This is a genomic window from uncultured Veillonella sp. (assembly GCF_900545795.1).
Lineage (GTDB): Bacteria > Bacillota > Negativicutes > Veillonellales > Veillonellaceae > Veillonella_A.
Map to the genome: position 1 here is coordinate 1 of NZ_URAR01000023.1, position 25,225 is coordinate 25,225.

Sequence of the window (25,225 nt, forward strand, 5' to 3'; positions counted from 1 at the left end):
TGCTGCTCTTTAGAACTCGTCTAAAGATTAGGAGTCATCTAAAAAGTATTTTATTTTTTATAATTATTTTATTGTCCAGTATTATTTTCTAATATTATTTTCTAGAAATATTTTATTTATTCTCTTGAAGCCATTGTAAGGCATATTGCGCATACATAGCGGCCCCCATAGGCAAGGCTGACTCATCAATAGTAAAGAAATTACTGTGATGGGAATGCACGGCATCTATAGCCGGATTAGCAATGCCAAAGAAGGCAAAGCAGCCTGGTTTATCCTGCATATAATAGGCAAAATCTTCCCCGCCCATCGTCTTTTCCATAGGAACTACAGCGTCTTCGCCAAACAGAGATCGGCCTACACGATTTGCCAATTCAGAGCAAACCGGATTATTAATCGTAGGCGGCACCATTTGTCTAAAAGAAGCCTTCGCCTTCGCTCCATAAGCATGAGCTGTATCTTCCACAATGCGAGCCATCATAGCTTGTAAATCAGCCCCAATTTCAGGTTTAAAATAACGGGCTGTCCCTTCCAGCTTAGCAAAGCCGGAGATGACATTATAACGGGTACCACTCGTCATTTTACCAATGGTTACAACCACTGAATCTAAGGGATTGAAATGACGAGATACTAAAGTTTGTAAATTCATAACAATAGCTGATGCCACTACTGTTGCATCCACCGTTAAATGCGGTTGTGCCCCATGTCCTGCTTTACCTTCAATTTCCACATTAATCTCAAGGGCCGCTGCCATTCGCTCACCTGCTTCTACAGACACTTTACCGGCCGGCAAATCAATCCATATATGGCCGCCAAAGACTGTGTCAGTCTCTTCATACCAGGTGCCAAAGCGCTTCATATATTCAGCGCCTTCCCCTGTTTCCTCAGACGGTTGAAATACTAAATACACTTTCCCTTCAATGGAGTCTTGCAAAGTTTTTAACATCTTAGCCGCTCCTAATAGAACAGCCATATGACCATCATGGCCACAAGCATGCATTTTTCCCTCGTATTTCGATTTAAAATCAACCTCCGTTTGCTCTAGCACATTAAGAGCATCAATATCAGCGCGAAGCATAATGGTCTTACCTGGCTTTGGCCCTTCTAACCAAGCTACTAGGCCTGTATTCTTCTCTTTATTGAGTTCATAGGGAATTCCCATTTTATCTAATTCACCAGCTAAATATTGAGTCGTCGCTTGTTCTTCAAAGCTAACTTCTGGATATTGATGTAAATGACGGCGCCATTCAATAATTTGTGAGCCTAACTCACTTTGTAATTTCTTTACAGCTTCCAATGTAGGAGATACTGTTTCTTTCATATAAATGACCTCTTCTCTCATTTAATTATCATGTACAGTCCTATTATGTTAGTCACCACACAAGTATAGAACTAAATTATTAAACACCACAGTTTAAAAGCTAAATTTATTTAGCTATAATTCATGGTAAATCACTTGGATTTAAATGTCAAATAATAATCTAGACATAACAAAAAAGCGAACTTCCGAAGAAGTCCGCTTTTAATATGGTGGACGATGACAGGATCGAACTGCCGACATCCTGCTTGTAAGGCAGGCGCTCTCCCAGCTGAGCTAATCGTCCATATTGGTGACCCGTGGGGGAATCGAACCCCCGATACCGCCGTGAAAGGGCGGTGTCTTAACCGCTTGACCAACGGGCCACTGGCTCCTCGAGTAGGACTCGAACCTACGACCGATCGGTTAACAGCCGATTGCTCTACCGACTGAGCTATCGAGGAATGTATGGAGCGGAAAACGAGATTCGAACTCGCGACCCCCGCCTTGGCAAGGCGGTGCTCTACCACTGAGCTATTTCCGCATATCACAACAGGAACAATTTTACACTCTTTATAAGTAGTTGTCAAGAACTTTTTAACTACTTACTAGGTTTTAGTCAGTTCCCCTGACTGCTTTACTATAATATCAAATTGATGATAATTCTGTCAACACCTTTTTTACAAAAATTTTACGCGCCAAATCTGTAACAAATTGTACAAATTCAGCGCGTACTATTATCTTATTGCTCTTGTCTTATTACTCTTATCTTATTACCCTGGTCTTATATTATTGTCTATGATTGTCTTGCTAATTCAAAACAATTAGCCTTCATACCTTGGTTCATAAATGGTAAACACATTAGGAATAGGTAAATCCATACTTCCCAGACCTAAGCCCTTATGTTTTGCCTGTTCTGCCTTATTCATCATATAAAGTACTTTTTCTTGAATCTCTTGTTCACTCAAAATGCCATAGGCTTCTTTATGTAAAGTCTTCACTAGAGCTGCTCCAGTCGGTGTCACAAGTTCCCCCTGCACCGGCGTAGTATAGGTTGGAAAAGCGCCTAATAGCTCTGCTGTAGCTGGCGTAGGAATATCCATGAGCCCATGCGCGCATTTTACCTTTCCCTGGCCCACATGAAGCGGTGAAAACTGGATAGAATCTACACCTAAATGCTCTAAACAGATCATTGTGCCTACAATATCAATAATGCAATCAATAGCGCCTACTTCGTGAAAATGTACAGACTCCAATGTAGCATTATGAACTTTAGCCTCGGCCTTACCTAAATGAGTAAAGGCTTCAATAGATTTTGACTTCACCCAACTAGATACATCACTTTGCTCAATCAAGGATTTAATTTCACTATAACCGCGATTTTCACCATGATTATGACTCGTACCTGTTATAGCATGCCACAATGCATGCGCCTTAGAATGACCATGGCTATGTGTATGTCCTTTGCCATGACTATGTGCATGACTGTTACTATGACTATGATCATGTGTATGTCCATTCGTAGACAGCTCATCTAATACTACATCAAAGTAAGTTCCCACTACATTTTGTTTTTCTTTTTGTTCTAGAACAAGTGTAAAGCCGCCTAGATTCAATTTCTGTATGCCCTTTTGAAACTCTTTAAAAGGAACACCAAAATCTAGTAATGCCCCTACTATCATATTGCCACTAATGCCAGACATACACAAACCATGTAATGTTTTCATTCCCTACTATCCTACCTTTCTGCCCTATAAAAGCTTAGCCTTCAAGGTGACTTTTTCCTTAATTCCTAACTTAAGTCCGAACTTAAGGCCTAACTCATTTACCAATCGATTCACTAATTTTTAGCAACTTATTCACTATTTTTAACTCACTTATTTGCTAGTCTATTTGCTAATTTATTTCTAATTTGTCTTCTAACTTATTAACAAACCTCTGACTAACGGCCATCTTGCAATATATTGCCTGGGCCATCTTCTGCAACAGTAACTTCCGCCTCACCAAATGTTTTCATATCATTTAACATATGTAAAGACGCCTTTATAACAGATAAGCCTAAGCAAGATCCCACCGCTTCATCAATAGCTAAGTTGTAATTTAAGTATGTCTGTAGCCCTAAGAACTTCATTTGTGCCTTATGCACTGGCTCATTATAGGCAACAGATGGGAAAACGTATTGCAATATCTTAGGCTCAATCTGAGCTGCTGCTAATACAGCCGCACCAGTAACAGCTGTATCAAAGACTAATGCGCGACGCTGTGCTGCCGCTTCTAAAATAAAACCTACTAAAGCAACGATTTCAGGTGAACCTAACGCCTTTAATACCTCTTTAGGGCTGGCCTCGTCCACCTTATAGCGACTCATGGTCTGCGTTAAGCGCTCCGCTTTTTCGCGAATCGATAAAGTGCATTCATTATCAGTCAAAAGTTCAGTCATATCATATTTAGTAAAGGCCTTGGTTAAAGCCAATGCACTTAATAAATTCCGCTCCCCTACAGTACCTAAAGCGATAGCCTCTACATTGTCAGCCACTACCTGATTAGCCATATCTTTACCAACAGTAAGAAGCTCATCAACTTCAGCATCAGTAAAGGCTTCATGGAAGCCGAAGAAGCGTCCTCCTGAGCTTACTTTTTTGTGAATAATACCAGGTAACTCACTTGTATTAGCCTCAAGACCTACATCCACTACATATAATTTAGCATCTAGCGATTGTGCCAATGCATTAGTCGGTCTTAATCCAGCCCCTAACTGCTGCACCACAGCCTTGGATTCAAGACCCTTAGTGTGATTTTGCGGACCATCAACGGCCGTATCACCAGCAAAGATAATACTTCCCATGGCAAGATGATTTGGTCGCTCATTATTAAAAATCCCCGCCAATTGAACAGCTATCTCTTCTAATTTAGCCAAACTATATAAAGGCTTAGTTAAATTATCTACTCGTTCACGGCATAATTTCATAGCTTCTGTTTTTAAGTCTTCTACAGGTGTGAATCCATTTTCTTGACTCGTCGAATTATTAGCTAGCGCTAGTGGAGGTATGTTTGCCGCCGAATCTTCTAACGGCATATTCGAGTCTAAAGGCCTTTCTACATGAGTTTCTAAAGATCCTTCTAAGTTTTTTTCTAAAGATGCTTCTAAACCATTATGCATATGAACAGCTAATTTTAGCATGCCCATTTGTACGGAACCACCTGAAGCTTCGCCTAGACAAAGTCCTAACGTTACATAGGCTTCTAAGCCTAATTTTTCCAAGGCCTTCCTATGCCCCTTCTCAGCTGATAGATGGGAAGCCATTACATACTCCATGCTCACTGGTGCTATAGCATGAGCTATTAAAGCACAGGCAGTGGTATTAAAGCCATCTAAAATAACCAAGGCCTTATGAGCTGCAGCACCTAAGATAATCCCTACTATGCAAGCAAATTCAAGGCCACCTACAGCCTGCAATACGCCAAGCCCATCGCTAGGCGGAATATGACTATATTTATGTAGCGCGTCCTGAACTACGCGCGTTTTCACCTTTAGGCGCTCATCAGAAATATTAGTCCCTCTACCAGTTGCTTCATCAGCTGTAAGACCTACATACTTAGCCGTAATAATTGCACTCGCTGTGGTATTGCCAATGCCCATTTCACCAACGAGGAACACATTGTATCCTTGTCCTACCTTTTCCTTTACATAGGCAATACCTACTTCAATGGCTTCTAGTGCTTCAGCTTCCGTCATAGCTGGTTCTTCAAGGAAATTCTTAGTCCCATAAGCAACTTTACAGTGGCGAAGGCCAGGGATATTACTTACATCACCGGCAATCCCTACATCAATGGCATCTAAATCAGCCCCACAATAATTGCCCAAAGCATTAGCACCAGCGCCCTTAGCTACTAAATAATTCTTTGTCATCCCCACCGTCACATCTTGTGGATAGGCACTGACACCAATTTTAGCAACCCCATGGTCAGCCGAGGAAATAACCATGGCTGGCTTAGGCTCCATGAGCTTTGACGAATTAGTCGCCATAGCATATTGCTTAACCATTTCAACTAATTTACCATAACTGCCGTATAAAGTACCACGCTCCCATACAGCCTGCACTTTACTCGCAATAGTTTTATCTGTGCCCTGTATGCTTTGACAAGTCTCTGTAAACAAACTCATTACAATCTCCTTTATGGTCACTCATTAGATGCTTCTATTAGGATATATCTGAAAAATGATCTCGAATAACTTTAGCCTCGCTTAAATAGCGTTCTAATTCCGCATCATTATGGTTGCTCAAAATCTCTTTAACTAATTTTATTTGCCCTTCCATATCCTCCAAGGCTTTATATACCTCTGCCTGATTGCCCCCAATTATCTCACACCACATAGATGGAAGGCCTCCCGCCACACGAGTTACATCACGGAAACCACCGGCCGCTAAACGCAAGCGCAGTTCACCTTGTGAATCTCCGCCAGCTACTTTAGCTACCATAGCAGCCAATAAATGAGGCATATGACTCACTTTTGCCATAAAGCCATCATGGTCCTGCATAGCGATAAACTCCACCCGTGAGCCTAAGTGGGCGCCCATTTCAGCTAACTCAGTGGCAGCCTCAGCATTCCAAGCAGGCTGGGCTTCATCAGTTAATACAATCCAAGTACAGCCTGAGAATAAATGGCTGTTCGCCATTTCATAGCCACCTTTTTCTGAGCCAGCCATAGGATGGACTGATACAAAATGGACTCCTTTAGGAATATGTTCATATACGACGGCAGCAAAATTGGCCTTTGTGCTAGATACATCAGTAACTATAGCACCAGGTTTAAAATGCTCTACACAAGTCTTAAATACGGCGCCATTTGTAGTCGGTGGCAAGGCAAACACTATAATATCAGACTGCGCTACTACCTCAAACATATCTGTACTTGCATGATGCACGCCGCCATCGGCAAGCGCTTTATCGCAAGTCTCTTGACGCCTCGCATAGCCCCACACTTCGTAATTAGTACTACTTGTTAAAGCCTTTGCCAATGATCCCCCAATCAAGCCAAGGCCAATAATCCCCACCGTCCTGCGGCCACGAGTCTCCTCCATGGATACTTTCACATCCACTTGAGTTGTACTCCCCACTACGGCGTGGTACTGTACCGCATCAAATTCATTACTTTTTTTATTATTCATGTCTACAATTCTACTCATTCTCTTTCCTCCCGTGAGCCCAAGGCTCCCTACTATGCTACAGTACTGCTCAATACTATTAACATGCTACTAAAAACTAAATACTACAAAAAACAAAGCCATATTCGCACTACCATTAAAGACTGCCTATATTATTGCCTACCATTAAAGACTTCCTATATTATTGACCCCCTGACGAATAAGAGAGCCCTCGCCTAATAATAGAGCAATTTTAACCTATACTTCTATTAATTTTCGATTTTTCCATTTACCACTATACCAGCGCCATACAAAGATAAGAGCGCGCACGCCTTCATCTATGTCCATAGCAATCCAAATGCCTACCAGTCCCCAGCCAAGCCAGATACCGAAAATATAGGATAGATTAACAGCACAGAGCCACATGCCAAAGACACCCACAATCATAGGGGTACGAATATCACCGGCAGCTTGTAAACACTGCACCATGATAATATTTACAGAACGCCCAATTTCTAAGAAAATTTCAATAAATAAAATCGTTTTACCTAAGGAAATAATCTCTGGATCATTCGTAAAGAATTGGAAGATAAAATCTGAAGCCAAATAAAATGATGTTGATAATCCCACGCTAATCGCCATACCTAGCCACATAGTGCGCCACACGCGACGAGAAATCTCTTCTTCTCGCTTAGCTCCTACCAAAAATCCTACAATAATTTGCGCCGCATTAGCCAAGGCTATGGTGTACATATAACAGAACATGGAAATTATATAGGCATATACTTTTGTGTTAATAACAACAATGCCAAAAATGTTGACCATTTTCATAATGGTCGTCTGTGATAATTGATATGATAAAGTTTCGCCACCTGATGGAATGATAATATGGAGTAAACGCTTTAACATATCCTTTGGGAATGGTCGCAAATAGGACCACGAAATAGTAATCGGTAATTGTGTTTTAAACAAATAATACACTAATAAGAGCCCTACGCCTTTGCTGATGAAAGTCGACATGGATACACCAAAGACCCCCATAGACGGAATAAAGCCCCAACCAAAGATAAGAATCCAGTTACTAATGATGTGAAATACATTCATTACAAACGCAACACACATAGTAATAACCGGCAAGGAATAGCCTCTAAACATAGCTACAAAAGCCGTATATACACCTGTAATAGGAATACTAAAGGCCACTATAGTCATATATAGACTCGTCTCTTCCATAATTTCTGGAGGAACGCCAAGCCATTCAAAGAGCCACCGATGGAACACAACAATGAATAAAGCAGCTACGCTACTGAATACAAAGTTAAAGGCGACGCTCACAGTGGCTACTTCATTAATCTTATCCGGATTTTTCGCCCCTAAATATTGGGCGATTAAAATCGTGCTGGCCGTGCTCATAACGATAATCAGCATGATAAAGATATTCATAATCTGATTCGCATTCGCTACGGCCGCTACGGCCTCCTGGGAATAATGACTCATCATAAATTGGTCAATATTCCCTATGAGCATTTGTAAAAATATTTCAATAAAAATCGGCCAACTTAAGGCTACTACCGATAAGCTCGCGCTTTTAGTCGGTGTTCTCATTATTGGGCCTCAATCTTTTCTAATGCTTCATTGGCAATTAAAGTCTGCCAATCAGCCACTAATTTATATTTAGCATTTACTTTGGCCATATCCCAAGTTTCACCTTCTGGGAACCAATTACCTGGATGGCATGCACTTTTAGCAAAATTAATTGTATAGCCTAATTTTTTTACTTCTTGAGAGGCCCACCACGCACCAACTGCATCGCGACCTACTAAATATAAGCGCTCTACATCAGTATGCTCTAGCCAATCGTAAATACTATCCCAATATTCTTTGGGAATGACGCTTTCTTCAAGGCATTCCTCTAAACTCTTACGCGCAGCTGCGATAGTTTCTGGAGTGAGTGCTACCATAATTTGCTCCTTCCTTTTACGCCTTTAAATCCTTCGCTAATTCAGCAAAAGCTTCATCTGCAACCTCTAAAGTTTTTTCAATATCTTGTGGAATATGACACATAGATAAGAAATTGCTTTCATATTGACTTGGCGCATAGTAAATACCATGACTTAAATTATAATGGAAGAATTTCTTAAACTGTTCCATATTGCAAGCTGATGCATCTTCAAAATTGCGCACTGGTTTATCTGTAAAGAACAATGTAAACATGGAACCTACATACTGAACCTGTACAGGAATATTGTGCTTTTTAGCTCGTTCTACAAGGCCTTCACAAAGCTTTACTGTAGCTGCTTCCACACGTTTAAAGACAGTTGGGTCTTGTTGCAATAGAGTTAAAGTCGCAAGTCCTGCCGTCATCGCCACAGGATTACCACTCAAAGTGCCAGCTTGATAAATAGGCCCTTGCGGAGCCACTTGACTCATCAAGTCACGGCGACCACCAAATACAGCCATCGGCAAACCGCCACCTACGATTTTACCTAAACAAGTTAAATCAGGCACAATACCATATTTCTTTTGAGCGCCCCCTGCAGAAGCACGGAAGCCACACATAACTTCATCAAAGATTAAGATACTTTTATGCTCGGAAGTTACAGCGCGAAGAGTTTCTAAAAATCCTTCAACTGGTGGCACACAACCCATATTGCCAGCCACTGGCTCTACAATAACAGCGGCAATCGTATCGCCTTGAGCGGCAAACAATTCACGCACTGCTTCTATATCATTATATGGCAAGGTAATTGTATCTGCTGCTACACTAGCAGGAACACCTGGGCTATCTGGTACGCCAAATGTAGCAAGGCCTGAGCCGGCTTTTACTAACAAGCAATCACTGTGTCCATGATAGCAACCGATAAATTTTACAATTTTATCACGCCCTGTTACACCACGCGCTACACGAAGCGCACTCATAGTCGCTTCTGTGCCCGAATTTACCATGCGCACCATTTCCATATGCGGCATAAAAGCTTGAATTTTTTTAGCTACTTCAGTTTCAAGTAAGGTCGGTGCGCCATAACTCGTACCGCGAAGTACAGCCTCTTGCAAAGCGGCTACTACTTCAGATTTTGCATGGCCTAAAATCATCGGCCCCCAGGATAGTACATAATCTATGTATTCATTTCCATCAATATCATAAATACGATCACCACTAGCGGAGCTAATGAATGGCGGCTCTGACCCTACACTGCGATAGGAACGCACCGGGCTGTTTACGCCACCAGGCATATATACTTTAGCTTCTTGAAAAGCCTGCTTTGATTTTTCCAATGTATACATAGTCGTCTCCTTATTTATAACACACAGCCTAACTCAATTTTACACTATACGCCTTTGCGCCAAGGCCTTATAACAGACCTTATAAGAAGCTTTATGGACTTTATATCGGGCTTGCTACTAATTAGTTGCCCGGCCCATAGCCCTCCTAATTTAGTAATTATTTTGACATATAACTAAAATGCTTATCTAAAATTCTTAACTAAATTTTTTGACTAAAATTCTAATTACTTACGCAACCAGCGAGCCACATCTAAGGCATGATAAGTAATAATCATTTTACAACCAGCGCGCTTCATAGAGAGTAAGGTTTCTAATACAATGCGTTTTTCATCGATTAAACCTTGTGCTGCCGCTGTTTTTATCATGGCATATTCACCACTTACATTATAAGCCGCCAAAGGTACATCAAAATTATCGCGCGCTTCACGAATAATATCTAAATAAGAAAGAGCTGGTTTCATAATAATCATGTCCGCCCCTTCGCGAATATCAAGTTCAATTTCACGCAAAGCTTCTAAGCGATTAGCTGGGTCCATCTGATAGCCTTTGCGGTCCCCAAACTCTGGTGCAGAATGAACAGCATCACGGAATGGACCATAATAAGCACTAGCATATTTAGCGCTATAGCTCATAATAGCCACATCAGTAAAACCAGCTTCATCAAGGGCTGTGCGAATAACGCCTACGCGACCATCCATCATGTCTGATGGCGCCACCACTTGTGCACCAGCCTTAGCTTGACTTACTGCCACTTGTGCTAAAAGTGGTAATGTTTCATCATTCACTACTGTATGATCCTCAACACAGCCACAGTGACCGGTTGTTGTATATTGACATAAGCATACATCGCCAATCACGATGAGCTCTGGTACTTCTTTTCGAATCCCCGCAATGGCTTGTTGCACTGGTTGTTCCATATCCCACGCGGAAGAACCTTGTTCATCTTTATATGTTGGAATGCCAAAAACTTCTACACCTAAAATACCAAGATCATAAATTTCCTTTGCTAATTTTACCGCTTCATCAACGGATAGATGATATTGCCCAGGCAAAGAGTCAATTGGCTCACGCACGCCTTCTCCAGGAACTACAAAAATAGGGTAAATTAAATCTTCTACATTAAGAGTCGTTTCTTGCACTAACGCGCGCATTGAAGCACTAGTACGCAAACGGCGTGGACGATATGTTAAATCCAACATAATACAATCTCCTAACTTATATACTAAAAATTAATACATCTTTATATGTTAATAGGCTCATCATGAGTCAAAAGTTTCTGAACTCCCTCCACCAAGGCTGGAATTGTATGTACTTCACTAATTAAATCCGGTTCCAAGCCTTGCTCCACACAAGTTGCGGCTGTTATAGGTCCAATGCAAGCAATCTTTACAGAGCTTAATAGTTCCAACCCTTTTGCCCCTAGTAAGCCAAGTGTATTAGTTACTGTGGAGGAGCTCGTAAAGGTAATGCAATCGACCTCACCCTTAGCTAGCGCGTCTTGCATAATTTGAGCCTGCGATTCATCGAGCACTGTTTCATACAATCGAGCAGTATGTACCTGTACACCTAGGGCCGTTAAACCTTCTGGGATAACAGCTCGCGCTTTTTTAGGTTGAATTAATAATACTTTATCACCTGTTTTTACATAAGAGCTAACCGCTGTTACTACTGATTCAGCTTTGTAATCGACTGGCACAATATCAGCTAATAAGCCTTTGTCCGCCAAAGCCTTGGCCGTACCTGTACCGATGGCACAAAGTTTAGCTGTCCCTAGTACACGGCTATCTTTTCCAAGGCCATGTAAAGCATCAAAATAATAACGTACTCCTTCAGCGGAAGTGAATATAACCACTTTATATGGCTCAGCACTAAGTAAGGTTTCACTAGTGCTCTCATCAAGGGCTAGAGGCTGTGTTTTTATTGCTGCGGCCTCAATCACTTGAGCCCCTAACTCTTCTAACCGTTCAGTCAATACACTGGCCTTCGCTCGGGCTCTAGTGACCATAACGGTTTTACCAAATAAAGGTTTATTGTCAAACCATCGCAATGCATCGCGATACTTTACTACCTCGCCAACAACTACTAAAGCCGGTGGTTTTAATTTAGCTTTAGCCACATCATCAGCTACAGTTTCTAAAGTAGAGACCAAGGTCTCTTGATTGGCCTTAGTACCCCAGCGAATAACGGCTACCGGCGTATCTTTAGGTCGCCCATATTCAATGAGTCGCGCCGAAATAACGGGCAAATTCGTAACCCCCATGACAAAGCTAATCGTATCTACAGAGGTAGCTAAACCTTGCCAATGAATACCGGATTCATTTTTCTTAGGATCCTCATGGCCTGTTACAATCGCAAAGGAGGTCGCTACTGCGCGCTGTGTCACGGGAATGCCTGCATAAGCAGGCGCTGAAATTGCTGAGGTCACACCGGGCACAAATTCAAAGGGAATATTCGCTTCCTTTAAAGCTAATGCTTCTTCACCGCCACGGCCAAAGACTAAAGGATCGCCACCTTTTAAGCGAGCCACCACTTTACCAGCTTTACCATATTTCACGAGCATGGCATTAATTTCATCCTGTGTAAACGTATGATGCTTGCACTGTTTACCAGCGTAAATAATCTCCGCTTCTGGCTTAGCCCATTTAAGCAATTTTTCATCGGCCAAATAATCATATACAATGACATCCGCCTTTTCAATGCATTCGCGGCCTTTTACGGTAATGAGTTTATAATCGCCTGGCCCTGCACCTACTAAATATACAATGCCTGCCATTATAAAATCCCCCTATGCACTAAATCTTCGATTATATGCTTGCCACCTTCTTCATATAGAGCTTTAGCAAGATTTTTGCCAATAATTTCAGCGGTCTGACAAGGGCCTGTCATTTCCCCTTCATAGCAATTTTTACCATCAAGGGAGGCAATGAGGGCTTTAATCGTTAATTGCCCTTTATGGATAGTTCCATGTACACCCATAGGAACTTGGCAGCCTCCTTCTAATTGGCGTAAGAAACTGCGCTCCCCTTTAGTACACCAACTTGTGTCTTCGTCATTTAATGGTGCTAGCATGCGGAGCATCTCTTCATCATCACTGCGGCATTCAATAGCTAATGCGCCCTGGCCTACGGCTGGAATCATTTCATCTACAGTAAAGACCTGCGTAATATGCTCGTCTAAGCCAAGTCGAGTTAACCCCGCCTCAGCGAGTACTATGGCATCAAAATTTTCATCCACTAGCTTGCGCAAACGAGTTTGCACATTGCCGCGGAGCATTTCGATGTTTAAATCAGGTCGTTGATGCAAAAGTTGCGCTTGACGACGCAAGCTGCTAGTTCCGACCTTTGCCCCCTGGGGCAAATTCTCCAAGGTTTTATATTTAGGTGATACTAATACATCACAAGGTGTGGCACGCTTTGTAATAGCCCCCAAAGTCAAGCCTTCAGGTAAATCTGTAGGCATATCTTTTAAGCTGTGAACGGCCAAATCAATTTCCCCAGCATGCATCGCTTGTTCTAATTCTTCTGTAAACAGTCCTTTGCCCCCAATGGCTGCCAAAGGTTTCTCTAAAATTCGATCACCTTTAGTACTATGATGTACTAATTCAACTGAGCAATCTGGATATAATGTTTTTAATTCTGACGCTACAAATTCTGCCTGCCATAGAGCAAGTGCACTACTGCGCGTACCAATGCGAATATGCTGTCTCATACAGATTACTTCTCCTTTTCCAAGTCAAACATGTCCTGGAATAATCTCCAGTATTCTTGTTCTTCCTCTTTGCCCGCAATTTCGCCAAAGCGAATCATCGGTTCTCTCAATAATTTACGGATAATCATGCGGGACATATTATCCATAATGCGTCGCGTCTTTTCATCTGCTTCCGGCATCTTGGCCATAGCGCGATGAAGTTCACGCTTGCGAATGCGTTCCGCTTTATCACTTAACAATACCATCATCGGGCGAACCGATAAATATTGTAATTTTTGCTCAATATCACTCACGGCTTCTTCAATAATAGGTCTTGCTTTTTCCGCCTCTTTAGCTCGTTGTGCTTTATTAGCTTCTACAACGCTTTCCAAGGCATCTATATTAAATAAGTACACCCCTTCTACCTGTGCCACCTCTGGATCAATATCTCGTGGCACGGCAATATCAATCATGACTATAGGATTAGCTTTTCGACCCGATGCAATCTTCTCAGCCGCTTTAGTGTCAATAATATAATGTGGTGCTCCCGTTGAAGTGATTACTATATCGGCTTCTTTAGCCTGTTCTATATACTCCGTAAAGTTTACAGCTTCTCCGCCAAAGCGCTCAGCCAGTGCCACCGCCTTATGATACGTACGGTTGGATACAAAAATACTTTTTACGCCTTTAGCCTGCAAATGAGTAGCTGTCAACTCACTCATCTCACCAGCCCCTAAAATCAGCACTTTAGCCTCTGACAAAGGTTTTGCTAAACAGTCTTCTGCTAAATTTACCGCTGCATAGCTAACGGATACGGGTGTATTAGCAATGCCTGTTACAGTGCGGACTTTTTTCCCCACACTAATAGCACGCTGGAAGATTATATTAAAAATAGGGCCTGTTAAACCACGGCTGTAGGCTGTAATATAAGCCACTTTCAACTGACTTAAAATCTGCCCTTCCCCTAATACTAAAGAATCTAAACTGGCTGCCACATTAAATAAATGGTGCATCAATTCAGCGCCCTCATAGAGGAAGAACCAACTGCCATCAACGGTAAGCTCCTCAGCTCCTTTTAGATGTTTTAAAAGATCTAACATAAACTGCTTAGGCTCAGCTACATCTTCGAGCACAGCATATAATTCTGTACGATTGCAGGTAGATAATAATACGCATTCAGCCACATTTTCATGCTCATATACATGATTTAAGGCCTCTACCATTTCTGTTTTATCAAAGGAAAAAAGTTCTCGTACATTAACGGGTGCACTGCGATGGTTTAAACCTAATACTACTAATTGCATCTCCTATCTGTTCCTCCACTCTTTTCCACTCACCTCTGAGAATCATGTCTAGTTCGTGTCTTCCTAATTGTGAAGCCCAAAAGGCTTCACGCTCTGCTGCTGTTGGCAATATCGCTTTAACTTCTTGGCGATATTGCTTAAGCTTAGGTAACACATCAGCTACTTGCTTATAGTTCTCTTCTATATGCTCTTTGAGTAAACGATTTAATCTCGGACTAACCCGCCCAGTCATAATAGTAATAACAAGCTCACCTATGACAAGTGTGGCAGGAAAAGTAAAATCGCAATCCTCATGATTATCCACTCGATTTACAAAGGCCTTATGCTTGCGACCTAAGGAAGCAGCTAGTTGATTTACTACCTCATCATCAGTAGCTGCAATTACAAAACGGGCCTTACTCAAGAGTGCTTCCTGAGCACTTGTAAACTTTGATTCATAAACTACAACCCGCTGTTCTAATGCCCACTGTTGTATAGTCGCTGTTACATTAGGGCTAATAATTGTAATCTGCGCTTGATCTTCTAATAACACGCGAATACGGCGCTCCGCCACCTTGCCGCCACCAACGACGACACATGGTTGATTTCTCATATTAAAACCCATCGTAACCATAAAGGCCTCCTAAAATATTTGCAATAACATTTGCTAAAGGATTTACAATACTAATGACAAATTCTTTGCTAGTCTATTGGCAAACTTCTTGCAATAATATTATTAAAATATTTGCAAACTATGGATAAAACATTTGCAATAATATCAAAAACGGCTTGAAATACTCAAGCCGATTGATAATCTCATGTTAAATTATTTTGTTTCACTAGCGTCTGTAATAGTTTCTTCTGTAGTTGCTTCAGCATCTTCAATGATGTCTTCAGTACCTTCGGAAGCTGCTTGAGTTGCTTCAGTTGCCTCTTCAGTAGGCATATCAAATTGTGCTGTTTCTACAGGTACTTTACTATCGCCTAAAACGCAGCCGTCTAGCATTTGTAATTGGGATGTCAAAATAGACTCCATCTTTGCTCTAAACACGGCAATTTCATTGCGAATAATGGCATATTTCTCTTGGCCTTCGCGCAAGGAACGCTCTGCATCTTCAAGAATTTGCTTACGTTGTTGATCAGCTTCTTGAATGATAAGATCAGCCTCTTTGCGAGCTGCTGTCTTAACACTTTCGCCCGTTTCTTGAGCCAATACCAATGTATTATTCATGGTTTCTTCCATTTGTTCATATTGAGCCAAACGCTTTTCTAAATACTCAATTTTATCAGTCATTTCACGGTTATCGCGATATAAAGTTTCATAATCGCCCACCAATTCCGCCATAAAAGCATCTACTTCATCACTATTATATCCACGGAACCCTTTTTCAAACTCTTTATTATGAATATCCATTGGTGTAATCATATGTATCCCTCCTAATTACATGAATCGTTTAAGGTAAACGCCGATACGACCCTTGCGAGATGTACCAGTAATAGCTTCAATTTTCATCCGCCCACGACCACGTAGGGAAATAATATCGCCTTCTTTAACTTCTTGTGCTGGTCCTTTAGCCTCTTGCCAATTCACCTGCACCAAACCTGCATTAATAGAGCTCACAAGTTTTGTGCGCGACAAGCTAAAGCCAGATGATGCTACCGCATCTAGGCGCAATGAAGCTACTGTAGTTCGTATCTCTTTAATCTTCTCTTCCTTAGGAAGAATTTCACTTAATGGCAAATCTTCAACTGAAACCGATACCATAGCAATTTTAGTAAAGTTCTGCTTTACATAGTCTGCCATCGTAGCGTCTACAATAAGTTGAGCTCCACCATTTTGCATGATAATATCACCAAAATGTTCGCGCTCAATACCAAGTCCCATCAAGGAACCGAGTACATCGCGATGAGTTAATAAGCGAAATCGAGGATCCCAAGATATTTTTAGGGCCTGCACACCAAAGTCTACAGTGCCTTGAAAATTGCGTTCAATAAAAGCGACACGCAAGCGTTCAGCACCTTCATAGCCCCCTTCAGAAGCTACGCGCAACTGCGGTAAATTAGCTTTTATGGCATCTGCAATAACAAGACCTGCAGGCGACATAAACTCCGTTACCCGATATGGTTTGCCCGCCACAACTTGCTCTGCTAAATCGAGCATGCGACGCGCTTGTTCACCATTACCAGACGCTTCAAAGTATCGAATTAATTTTTCTCTATCCTTCACACTATCGTTCCTAACTAAAAAATATGTAGTAAAAAGTCCTTATTTTTTACCTAACTCCAAGGACCGTTCGTAACAAGCCACTACCCCCTCATGTAATGAAGAGCGCAAGCCACCTTGTTCCATAGCGGCAATACCGGCAATAGTACTCCCTCCAGGGGACGTTACTTGGTCGCGCAAAGCAGCAGGATGAGAGCCTGTTTTTAAAGCCATAAGACCGGCACCATATAAAGTCTGAGCAGCCGCCTTAATAGCCACTTTTCTCGGCAAACCAATACGTACGCCCGCATCAGCTAAGGCATCCATAATCACATAGGCATAACCAGGGCCAGAGCCAGATATAGCACTCAAGCGGTCTAAGTCAGCCTCTGATACAATGACGGTTTCACCAATAGCATCAAACAACTCAGCCACTTGTTCTGTTAAATTGACAGTTCCTTTAGTGCCACTTGTAACGGCTGTAAGACCAGCTCCTACCGCAACTGGCGTATTAGGCATAGCTCGATACCAAACAGCTTGAGGTGCTAATTCTTCTAGACTTTGAAGGGTAATACCAGCCGCTACAGAAATACATACGGTTTCTGGTACAATGCCCTCTACTTGTTGCAATACAGTAGGTAATACTTGCGGTTTTAATGCCCAAATAATTGTATCTACTGTGCTAAGATCTGGAATTGTAGTGGCCACACTAACCCCTAACTCTTCAGTTAATTCAGTGGCATGTAGTTCTGACTTAACTACTACATAAGTAGTCTCCTTAGTCAACAAGCCACTTGTAATGGCACCACGTAAAATGGCGCCCCCCATAGCTCCTGCTCCCACAAATAAGGTTTTACCAAACATCTGGACCTCCTATTATAATTGAGGCTCCTTCCAGGCTAATGATTCAGTTAAATCAGCATAATTTTGTTCAGTGCTATCAACAGTCACATTGGAAGGAACACAAAGATAGATTTTTTCGCCAACTTTTTTAATTGTTCCATCTAGAGCATATGTTGCACCGCTCATGAAATCGATAATACGTTTTCTATGGCTTTCTTCAGTGCTTTCAAAGTTAAGCACTACTGGACGCATATCGCGCAATTGATTTGCAATGTTTTGAGAATCTTTTTCATAGTCAACTGGTTCAATAATAACTAGTCTCATTGCTGTTGAACGTTGTGCCACGCTATTATATCCTCCTGCTGGTCTCGCCGCACGAAATGCGGAATTAGTAGTATTAGTAGTAGTCTGGGTTACATGTTCTGGCTCGTCGTATTCTACGCCTTCGCCATCATCATAGATTTCATCTTCATATTGATCGTTAGTATTAGTTGTGAACATGTCTCTAAAGTTTTTTAACAAACTCATCTGTGTATCCTCCTAGACCGCTCTTAAAAATATACGCGGTTTCCAAAAATAGCTGTGCCAACGCGAATTATATTTGCCCCTTCCTCCAAGGCTACATCAAAGTCATGAGTCATCCCCATGGAAAGATGTTCAATTTGCCCTGTTGGAAATTGTGATTTCATATCTTCAAATAAAGCGTATGCCTCTCTAAAAATAGGTCGTGCCTCTTCTGGATTATCAAAAAATGGCGCCATGCACATAAGACCTTTTACCTGAACATTAGGCAATGTCTTAGCATGTTCAATAGCCCCTGATAATTCATCTACCGTCAGGCCAGTTTTACTCGCCTCTTCGGCTACATTTACTTGAAGTAAAATGTTTTGCACTTTGTCATTCTTAGCTGCCACTTTATTGATTTCATTTAGTAGTTTAATACTATCTACAGAATGGATAAGCGTAAAAAGCGGAACTGCTTGGCGCACTTTATTCATCTGCAAATGTCCAATTAAATGCCAGTCAATAGCAGGGCCATTGTAGGTCATAATCTTTTCTTTTGCTTCTTGCACTCGGTTCTCCCCGACTGCCGTAATCCCCAAGCTAGCAACCTTTTCAACTGCTGATACGGGATGATTTTTCGTCACAGCAACTAATTGAACTGTATCAGTTCTACCAGCTTTTGCCATTGCTACTTTTATACGTTCTTGCACAGTAGCTAATGCCTGTTCAATCATATTTACCTCCCATATTTTCCATTTCTGATTGTGCATTTCTAAAAATTACTTTCATGCGTTCTTATTATATAATATATAGATTGTGATGTATAGCATTTATCTTCATTTATCTGCATTTTACCGCTTATTTAGCAAAAATTTATATATCTTACGCCCTTATGGTCGAGCACTTAACATAGCAAACAGAGCCATACGACCTGTTTTGCCATGTTCTCGGCGGTAAGAATAGCAACTAGGCGAGGTCAAAGTGTCCGTACCACTAACGGTAATTTGACGTAAAGGAACCCCTTTATCTAGTAAGTCATGTACTATAAATTGTTGTAAATCTACACGCGGTGTCTCTATCTCTTTATCACTGCGATAACGATAATACACAATTTCATTAGGGCGTGTCGTTTCTTTGCGAAATTGATCTGCCAAGGTTTCACTCACTTCAAACGAATCGGCCTGAATAGATGGCCCTAAATAAGCATAACAATCTGCGGCACTAGTACCATAAGCCTCAGCCATAGCATCTAAAGTGAGGGCTGGTAAATGTCCAATAGCCCCCCGCCAGCCTGCATGAACGACAGCTATAGCATGATAGCGCACGTCATAAAATAAGACTGGCACACAATCAGCCACCAATAAGAGTAAAGGTGTTTTAGGTAAATTAGTGATCATCGCATCGCTATCTGGAATCGCCTGCTGTAAACTAGTGGAACCATAGCCTCGATTAAATTCCGTCACTTGCGCAATACTAATTCCATGAACTTGCTTAGCACAAGTCAACTCTTCTAGTCTTACCCGTAAATGTTTTGCTAAACGGCGACGATTCTCCACCACAGCTTGCACTTGATCATCCACATGCAAGCCTAAATTAAAAGAGTCAAAGGGCTTCTGTGAAACGCCTCCAAAGCGACGTGTCACACCATGCATAAGAGGAAATCCGGTCAAATTAGCTGCTGATTCAAACTCAAAGGGTCTCCCTGGAAATCCGCCTCCTTCGCGAATAATCGTTCTATTAAGTGGCTCCATATACTCCACCTCCCATGTCTACTACTTATGTTATGCTCATAAGCAATCCAACAATCCTAGCCAACAAAGCCTGTACTTTTCTAACGTAAGCTTTACATCTAATAAGCTCTCACCAACAACCATCAAATGCCTTTGCCTAACCTACACAGCTTTTAACAGCCAACGCCCACCAAACTGAAGGCCTACGCCTTAAAGCATCGGCACAACAGCGCGTGCTCACAGGTACCTATGAACTGCTCTCGGCCCTCAATAATTACTCACATACACCACAACGCTTACAATGAGGCATGCAAGGTGCTGTATAGGCTTCATTTAGACTTTGCTCCCATTCTTTAGCTAAATAATCAGCCTTTAAGTTCATATCTAACATAGACCAAGGTAAGACCTCATCAAGTTGACGTTCTCTATATAGCTCCTCCTCGAAAGGATAGCCCAATTCTTTGCAGGCTTGCTTAAATTGTTTAGCCGCTCCCTGTGCACCGCCAGCTTCTACAGCGGCCACCAAAACAGCGCCTAAGCGACGGTCACCACGGGCCAATACGCCTTGAACATACGCTTCTTTAGGTGATTCCACGAGGACTTCAATACGGCGATTCTTCTGCAAGGATTTCTTTATATGATTGAGCTTTTTACTCACTTCTTTTTGATCGGCCATAGGCATCCATTGAAACGGTGTAAAAGGTTTAGGAATAAAAGGATTTACACTCAAAGTGAGTCGGCCTTTGCAACCAACCTCAACCATATGGGCATATATAGTCTCTGCCATATTAATAATGGCCTCTATATCTTCATCTGTCTCCGTTGGCAAACCAATCATTATATAGAGACGAATATGAGGAATGCCACCCTTCGCCGCCAATGTTACAGCCTGCATGAGGGCTTCATCAGATATGCCTTTATTGATAACTCTTCGCAATCGCTCACTACCCGCCTCTGGAGCCAAAGTAATAGTCTGTTGCCCACTGGCCGCCAAACCATCTACCACATCTTGAGTTAGCGAATCTGCTCTAAGAGAGGCACAAGAATAACGGAGTCCTTTTGAACGTATATAGGTAACTAATTCATCAATTTCAGGATAATCTGAAATGGCGGCTCCCATGAGACCTACTTTTTTGCCCAATTCAGCGGCCCGATCCACACCAGCCTTTAACAATTCAAGCTGACGCACTCGCGGAGTTCGATAGCAATAGCCTGCCATACAGAAGCGACAATGACGCCCACAACCGCGTGCCACTTCTACTATGTACATAGCACCAAATTCAGTGTAATCTGTTGCCACCACAGTTTCTCCCAGTCGCTCAAGCGGTTGCCAATGACGCTTAACCATTTTCATGTTTGAATCCATTGACGAGCTTACCGCATTTGAGTTTACCACTTTCCCATCTAAGTGATTTTCACTCTCTCTAGCCGTATCCGCCTCAGCCCCTATAGTCCCTTCCGTTTGAGCTGGTAAAGGCTCTTCCTCTTGACAGTCTATTGACTTTTCAACTTGTGATATTATAGTCTCGCTAGCTAAAAGCTCTATATCACCCTCAGATGCCTCAACTTGAGTTCCTGTATATTGATAGCCTATAAATTGATTTTCCTTATTAAATAGCGGTTCATAAAAATGTGGCACATATACGCCATCTAACTCATGCAATCTCGCTAATATTTCTAGACGCGGAGCACTGGTGGCACGTCCCTCTTCCACAACGGCAGCCATGCGGCTTATGAGCCCTTCCCCTTCGCCCACTAAAAAGGCATCAAAGAAGTCCGACACCGGCTCTGGATTAAAGGTGGCACAGGGTCCGCCACCGATAACGATAGGGTCTTTTTCAATACGATGCTTCCGTTGTACAGGGATGCGACCCAATTTCAATAATATAGGAATATTAAAATAATCCATCTCAAAAGTTATATCTATGCCAACCAATTGGCACTCATTTAAAGGACGCTGTGTTTCCACACTCATAAGGGGCAAGCGAAACTTATCATAATACTTCAAACCTTTAAGATTCGGCAAAAAATATCGTTCTGCCACACTACTAGGACGTTCATTTAACTCTTCATAAATAATCTGCATCCCTAGATTACTCATGCCCACAAAATACGTATTGGGATACACCAATCCTACTTTAAACGGTTTGTGTGCATCAAATGCCACACGACTATATTCTTTGGCCCGCAAGTCTTGTAGGGCACTTATGATATCATTTCTATTCACTACCGGCCTCCTTACAAGTACTCATTCTACCATCAAACTATCAGCATTCTGTATCCTTCAACTTATATATAAAAAATAGTCTCAGAATTGCTATTAATTATTTATTATATCACGAATCGCATATAATAGAAAAAGCTCTCCCATTTCACTTACCCAGCCTATGCACTTTGAATTCCATAAAACAAAAAGGCCACACCGAAGTGAGGCATGCTCACTCAGTGTAGCCATCTATATAAACGGAGCCTAATTCTCCGGGAGGGATTTTTGTATGACTGCCAACAAACACAGTTCTTCAGAAGAAGTTTTTAGTCTGTTAACAAGTCCATATTCTGCGAAATATTCTATCTATTTAAACAACAATAAGTTTTAACAATAAGTTGCTAGCAGTAAACGCCTACTTATTCTCCAAGTAGCGTCTCAATAGTTTCTTTCATAGACTCAGGTTCTACCGTTGGCTCAAAACGAGCCACCACTTCGCCCTTGCGATTCACTACAAACTTTGTAAAATTCCATTTTACTGAATCATCGCCTAAGAATTCAGGGAATTCTTTTTGCAAGAAAGAATCCATAAAATCGGCTTTTTCCCCAGTAAATCCTTTGAATCCTTGTTGTGAGGTTAAATAGTTAAACAAAGGAATAGCATTGGTTCCGCGTACATCAGCTTTGCCCATAATCGGGAAGGTTACGCCATAGTTTAACTTGCAAAAGCTTTGAATTTCTTCATTATTTCCTGGCTCTTGCTCTAAAAATTGATTGGATGGCACACCTATGATGGAGAAGCCTTTCTCCTTATATTCTTTATACAAAGCTTCTAAGCCTTCATATTGCGGTGTAAAACCACATTTACTAGCCACATTAACAATCACAAGTACTTGATCTTTAAATTGCTCCATAGAAATATCATTGCCAGATTTATCTTTTACACTATATTCATATACGCTCATGTGAACCTCCTATGTTCAACTATTTGGTAGCTCTACAGCTCTTCTGATTATAGAGCTACCTTTCTATTTATTAGCTAACTGTATTCGCTATACTACATTTGCTACTTATTTTTACTATATTGTATTTCCTATCAAATCCTCTTAATAGCTATATTAAATTTGTTGAACTAAATAATTTTGGATGCCAATCTTTTCGATTAGTTCTACTTGTGCTTGAGACCAGTTTAAGTCCTCTTCCTCATCTAAATAGTACTCTTTTAAAATATCATAACTACCGATATCAACTTGATCTAAGGAAACGATGCTTTCTAAGAAAGCCATCCCCTTTTGTTGTACATCTAAATCATGCTTTAAGTATTCTTCAAAGTTTTCAAATACTGGCATTGGCTCAGCAGCTCGCTGCTCCACTACAACGCCTAAATCTAACAAACGATTAATAAATTTGCTAACGAATTCACGTTCTTCCGCGGCATGCGCTTTATACTTATCGCCTAATTTGCTAAATCCTTGACTAGCAAAAATATGACCGTGAATTTCATGGTGCAACGCACCTGCAGATAATGCACTTACTAATAATTGAAAATGTTTTGCAGCTTGTTCTCTTTTGTTCATAATAATCTAACTCCTTTTTAACCTTTTACCTATGATTTATAACTTTTATAAATTTTACTTAATACTTCTACTTAATTTCTTTGCTTACTTTTACTTACAAATTAAATTCAAACAATGTTTACTACTTATTTCTTTCATTTAATAACCGATTATCTTGTCTGTAATTGTATTGTACACAACTTTTATATTTATGTCAACTAAATTTTATGCAATTTAATTGTTTTATTTTAAATGTTTAAAAAAAGCACATAAAACCAAGGTTTTAAAATAACAAAAAGCTGCCATGGATTGCTCCACAGCAGCTTTTTGCATTCTATTCATTAAGGATATGTAATTATTCAGCTAATAGCTTTTCAATTTGAGCTTTCATTTCTTCTGGCTCTACATTGGATTCAAAACGATCTACTACTTCACCTTTACGGTTAATTAAGAATTTAGTAAAGTTCCATTTAATAGAATCATCACCAAGGAATTGAGGATATTCATCTTTTAAGAAATCCATAGATTCTACATTATTGCCATGGAAGCCTTTAAAGCCTTGTTCCTTAGTTAAATATTGGAATAAAGGAATAGCGCCACCATCACGAACTTCAGTTTTACCCATTACAGGGAATGTAACGCCATAGTTTAATTTACAGAAATGTTGGATTTCATCATTATCGCCAGGCTCTTGTTCTTCAAATTGATTGGAAGGTACTGCAATAATTGTAAACCCTTTATCTTTATATTCTTTATATAGAGCTTCTAACCCTTCATATTGATGTGTAAAACCACATTTACTAGCTGTATTAGCAATCACTAATACTTGGCCTTCATAATCTTTTAAAGACACATCTTTGCCAGCTTTATCTTTTACACTATACTCATATACGCTCATAATAGCCTCCTATATTAATAAAAATACGCCTCTTGCGAAAATTTCGCAATGCAGGTGATTCTTAAGTCCTAATAACTATTATAAACGATAGGTCGAAAAAAATCAATTTGATTGTTGTCAATTAAATTTTGTGACAAAACAAATTTTTCCTATATATGAACCCATATTACTTTTTCAAAATATTTTGAGTTTAAAGATAAAACCGAATTTATAAAATTTTATTTGAGTCTGAGTTGTACACTACTCTCAAACACTTACACACATAATGTCTCAAAAGTATCTATTTTAAACGATCTACCCACCACTCAATTTTAGCTTTCACAGTCACTTCCACCATTTAAATACAAAAAAGGCTAGTTTTACAAATAAAACTAGCCTTTTTTTGAAGTGCAATTATTTAATTTATATTAACTACAAATGTAAATTAATTATGCTTCGATAGCTGTAACAACACCAGCACCTACTGTGTGGCCACCTTCGCGGATAGCGAAACGTAAACCTTCTTCAACAGCGATTGGAGTGATCAATTCGATATTCATAGTGATGTTGTCGCCAGGCATACACATTTCTGTGCCTTCTGGAAGATTGA

Annotated in this window: 22 protein-coding genes, 4 tRNA genes and 1 pseudogene; all 27 read right to left on the reverse strand. The window is 40.8% G+C overall.

What is annotated here, in order from left to right:
* Positions 1-112: 112 nt before the first annotated feature.
* Entirely contained in the window at positions 113-1,318 is a 1,206-nt protein-coding gene (locus QZR90_RS08760; RefSeq protein WP_295791036.1) for a M20 family metallopeptidase, read from the reverse strand.
* A gap of 207 nt (positions 1,319-1,525) precedes the next feature.
* A tRNA-Val gene (locus tag QZR90_RS08765) sits at positions 1,526-1,601 on the reverse strand.
* 4 nt (positions 1,602-1,605) lie between these two features.
* Positions 1,606-1,680 (reverse strand) — tRNA-Glu (locus tag QZR90_RS08770).
* A gap of 2 nt (positions 1,681-1,682) precedes the next feature.
* A tRNA-Asn gene (locus tag QZR90_RS08775) sits at positions 1,683-1,758 on the reverse strand.
* 5 nt (positions 1,759-1,763) lie between these two features.
* Positions 1,764-1,838: transfer RNA gene (locus tag QZR90_RS08780), tRNA-Gly, on the reverse strand.
* 280 nt (positions 1,839-2,118) lie between these two features.
* Positions 2,119-3,021: a LarC family nickel insertion protein gene (locus QZR90_RS08785; RefSeq protein WP_295791038.1), complete on the reverse strand. Its 903-nt coding sequence runs from the start codon at positions 3,019-3,021 to the stop codon at positions 2,119-2,121.
* Positions 3,022-3,236: 215 nt separating this feature from the next.
* Positions 3,237-5,459 carry a nicotinate-nucleotide--dimethylbenzimidazole phosphoribosyltransferase gene (locus QZR90_RS08790; RefSeq protein ID WP_295791041.1) on the reverse strand — a complete coding sequence of 741 codons (2,223 nt, stop codon included), beginning with the start codon at positions 5,457-5,459 and terminating at the stop codon, positions 3,237-3,239.
* Between the two features lie 37 nt (positions 5,460-5,496).
* On the reverse strand, positions 5,497-6,378 hold the full coding sequence (locus QZR90_RS08795; RefSeq protein ID WP_366208664.1) for a prephenate dehydrogenase/arogenate dehydrogenase family protein: 882 nt from the start codon (positions 6,376-6,378) through the stop codon (positions 5,497-5,499).
* 321 nt (positions 6,379-6,699) lie between these two features.
* Positions 6,700-8,046, reverse strand: coding sequence for an MATE family efflux transporter (locus QZR90_RS08800; protein ID WP_295791047.1), 1,347 nt, complete (start codon positions 8,044-8,046; stop codon positions 6,700-6,702).
* Positions 8,046-8,402, reverse strand: coding sequence for a hypothetical protein (locus QZR90_RS08805; RefSeq protein ID WP_295791049.1), 357 nt, complete (start codon positions 8,400-8,402; stop codon positions 8,046-8,048). Before QZR90_RS08805 ends, QZR90_RS08800 begins: the two co-directional genes overlap by 1 nt.
* Positions 8,403-8,418: 16 nt before the next feature.
* The gene (hemL, locus tag QZR90_RS08810) at positions 8,419-9,726 is read right to left on the reverse strand and encodes a glutamate-1-semialdehyde 2,1-aminomutase (protein ID WP_295791052.1); all 1,308 of its coding nucleotides are present in this window, start codon (positions 9,724-9,726) and stop codon (positions 8,419-8,421) included.
* Between the two features lie 224 nt (positions 9,727-9,950).
* Positions 9,951-10,925: a porphobilinogen synthase gene (gene hemB, locus QZR90_RS08815; protein ID WP_295791054.1), complete on the reverse strand. Its 975-nt coding sequence runs from the start codon at positions 10,923-10,925 to the stop codon at positions 9,951-9,953.
* Positions 10,926-10,966: 41 nt separating this feature from the next.
* Positions 10,967-12,499, reverse strand: coding sequence for a uroporphyrinogen-III C-methyltransferase (gene cobA / locus QZR90_RS08820; RefSeq protein ID WP_295791057.1), 1,533 nt, complete (start codon positions 12,497-12,499; stop codon positions 10,967-10,969).
* Positions 12,499-13,434, reverse strand: coding sequence for a hydroxymethylbilane synthase (gene hemC, locus QZR90_RS08825; RefSeq protein WP_295791060.1), 936 nt, complete (start codon positions 13,432-13,434; stop codon positions 12,499-12,501). Before hemC ends, cobA begins: the two co-directional genes overlap by 1 nt.
* 5 nt (positions 13,435-13,439) lie before the next feature.
* Complete coding sequence (gene hemA / locus QZR90_RS08830) at positions 13,440-14,717, reverse strand: glutamyl-tRNA reductase (RefSeq protein ID WP_295791063.1); 1,278 nt, start codon at positions 14,715-14,717, stop codon at positions 13,440-13,442.
* On the reverse strand, positions 14,671-15,330 hold the full coding sequence (locus tag QZR90_RS08835; protein ID WP_295791067.1) for a bifunctional precorrin-2 dehydrogenase/sirohydrochlorin ferrochelatase: 660 nt from the start codon (positions 15,328-15,330) through the stop codon (positions 14,671-14,673). Before QZR90_RS08835 ends, hemA begins: the two co-directional genes overlap by 47 nt.
* Before the next feature lie 192 nt (positions 15,331-15,522).
* On the reverse strand, positions 15,523-16,122 hold the full coding sequence (locus QZR90_RS08840; protein WP_295791069.1) for a DivIVA domain-containing protein: 600 nt from the start codon (positions 16,120-16,122) through the stop codon (positions 15,523-15,525).
* Between the two features lie 15 nt (positions 16,123-16,137).
* Positions 16,138-16,923 carry an RNA-binding protein gene (locus QZR90_RS08845; protein ID WP_295791071.1) on the reverse strand — a complete coding sequence of 262 codons (786 nt, stop codon included), beginning with the start codon at positions 16,921-16,923 and terminating at the stop codon, positions 16,138-16,140.
* A gap of 39 nt (positions 16,924-16,962) precedes the next feature.
* On the reverse strand, positions 16,963-17,763 hold the full coding sequence (proC, locus tag QZR90_RS08850) for a pyrroline-5-carboxylate reductase (RefSeq protein ID WP_295791073.1): 801 nt from the start codon (positions 17,761-17,763) through the stop codon (positions 16,963-16,965).
* A gap of 12 nt (positions 17,764-17,775) precedes the next feature.
* The gene (gene sepF / locus QZR90_RS08855; RefSeq protein WP_295791075.1) at positions 17,776-18,270 is read right to left on the reverse strand and encodes a cell division protein SepF; all 495 of its coding nucleotides are present in this window, start codon (positions 18,268-18,270) and stop codon (positions 17,776-17,778) included.
* 23 nt (positions 18,271-18,293) lie between these two features.
* The gene (locus tag QZR90_RS08860) at positions 18,294-18,980 is read right to left on the reverse strand and encodes a YggS family pyridoxal phosphate-dependent enzyme (RefSeq protein ID WP_295791078.1); all 687 of its coding nucleotides are present in this window, start codon (positions 18,978-18,980) and stop codon (positions 18,294-18,296) included.
* Between the two features lie 156 nt (positions 18,981-19,136).
* The gene (pgeF, locus tag QZR90_RS08865) at positions 19,137-19,997 is read right to left on the reverse strand and encodes a peptidoglycan editing factor PgeF (RefSeq protein WP_295791080.1); all 861 of its coding nucleotides are present in this window, start codon (positions 19,995-19,997) and stop codon (positions 19,137-19,139) included.
* A gap of 253 nt (positions 19,998-20,250) precedes the next feature.
* Complete coding sequence (locus QZR90_RS08870) at positions 20,251-22,203, reverse strand: radical SAM protein (protein ID WP_295791082.1); 1,953 nt, start codon at positions 22,201-22,203, stop codon at positions 20,251-20,253.
* A gap of 398 nt (positions 22,204-22,601) precedes the next feature.
* Complete coding sequence (locus QZR90_RS08875) at positions 22,602-23,147, reverse strand: glutathione peroxidase (protein WP_295791084.1); 546 nt, start codon at positions 23,145-23,147, stop codon at positions 22,602-22,604.
* Between the two features lie 153 nt (positions 23,148-23,300).
* The gene (locus QZR90_RS08880) at positions 23,301-23,759 is read right to left on the reverse strand and encodes a bacterioferritin (protein WP_295791087.1); all 459 of its coding nucleotides are present in this window, start codon (positions 23,757-23,759) and stop codon (positions 23,301-23,303) included.
* A gap of 334 nt (positions 23,760-24,093) precedes the next feature.
* Positions 24,094-24,636: a glutathione peroxidase gene (locus QZR90_RS08885; RefSeq protein ID WP_295791089.1), complete on the reverse strand. Its 543-nt coding sequence runs from the start codon at positions 24,634-24,636 to the stop codon at positions 24,094-24,096.
* A gap of 428 nt (positions 24,637-25,064) precedes the next feature.
* Positions 25,065-25,225 (reverse strand): annotated as a pseudogene (tuf, locus tag QZR90_RS08890) (elongation factor Tu); the annotation flags it as partial.

Coding starts and splice junctions, on each gene's coding strand:
- QZR90_RS08790 (WP_295791041.1), bottom strand. CDS start 5,459: ATGAGTTTGTTTACAGAGACTTGTCAAAGCATACAGGGCACAGATAAA.
- cobA (WP_295791057.1), bottom strand. CDS start 12,499: ATGGCAGGCATTGTATATTTAGTAGGTGCAGGGCCAGGCGATTATAAA.
- QZR90_RS08840 (WP_295791069.1), bottom strand. CDS start 16,122: ATGATTACACCAATGGATATTCATAATAAAGAGTTTGAAAAAGGGTTC.
- QZR90_RS08835 (WP_295791067.1), bottom strand. CDS start 15,330: ATGGTTACGATGGGTTTTAATATGAGAAATCAACCATGTGTCGTCGTT.
- hemL (WP_295791052.1), bottom strand. CDS start 9,726: ATGTATACATTGGAAAAATCAAAGCAGGCTTTTCAAGAAGCTAAAGTA.
- hemC (WP_295791060.1), bottom strand. CDS start 13,434: ATGAGACAGCATATTCGCATTGGTACGCGCAGTAGTGCACTTGCTCTA.
- QZR90_RS08760 (WP_295791036.1), bottom strand. CDS start 1,318: ATGAAAGAAACAGTATCTCCTACATTGGAAGCTGTAAAGAAATTACAA.
- QZR90_RS08800 (WP_295791047.1), bottom strand. CDS start 8,046: ATGAGAACACCGACTAAAAGCGCGAGCTTATCGGTAGTAGCCTTAAGT.
- QZR90_RS08805 (WP_295791049.1), bottom strand. CDS start 8,402: ATGGTAGCACTCACTCCAGAAACTATCGCAGCTGCGCGTAAGAGTTTA.
- QZR90_RS08785 (WP_295791038.1), bottom strand. CDS start 3,021: ATGAAAACATTACATGGTTTGTGTATGTCTGGCATTAGTGGCAATATG.
- proC (WP_295791073.1), bottom strand. CDS start 17,763: ATGTTTGGTAAAACCTTATTTGTGGGAGCAGGAGCTATGGGGGGCGCC.
- QZR90_RS08860 (WP_295791078.1), bottom strand. CDS start 18,980: ATGATTGAACAGGCATTAGCTACTGTGCAAGAACGTATAAAAGTAGCA.
- pgeF (WP_295791080.1), bottom strand. CDS start 19,997: ATGGAGCCACTTAATAGAACGATTATTCGCGAAGGAGGCGGATTTCCA.
- QZR90_RS08885 (WP_295791089.1), bottom strand. CDS start 24,636: ATGAGCGTATATGAGTATAGTGTAAAAGATAAAGCTGGCAAAGATGTG.
- QZR90_RS08795 (WP_366208664.1), bottom strand. CDS start 6,378: ATGGAGGAGACTCGTGGCCGCAGGACGGTGGGGATTATTGGCCTTGGC.
- QZR90_RS08880 (WP_295791087.1), bottom strand. CDS start 23,759: ATGAACAAAAGAGAACAAGCTGCAAAACATTTTCAATTATTAGTAAGT.
- sepF (WP_295791075.1), bottom strand. CDS start 18,270: ATGAGTTTGTTAAAAAACTTTAGAGACATGTTCACAACTAATACTAAC.
- hemB (WP_295791054.1), bottom strand. CDS start 10,925: ATGTTGGATTTAACATATCGTCCACGCCGTTTGCGTACTAGTGCTTCA.
- hemA (WP_295791063.1), bottom strand. CDS start 14,717: ATGCAATTAGTAGTATTAGGTTTAAACCATCGCAGTGCACCCGTTAAT.
- QZR90_RS08875 (WP_295791084.1), bottom strand. CDS start 23,147: ATGAGCGTATATGAATATAGTGTAAAAGATAAATCTGGCAATGATATT.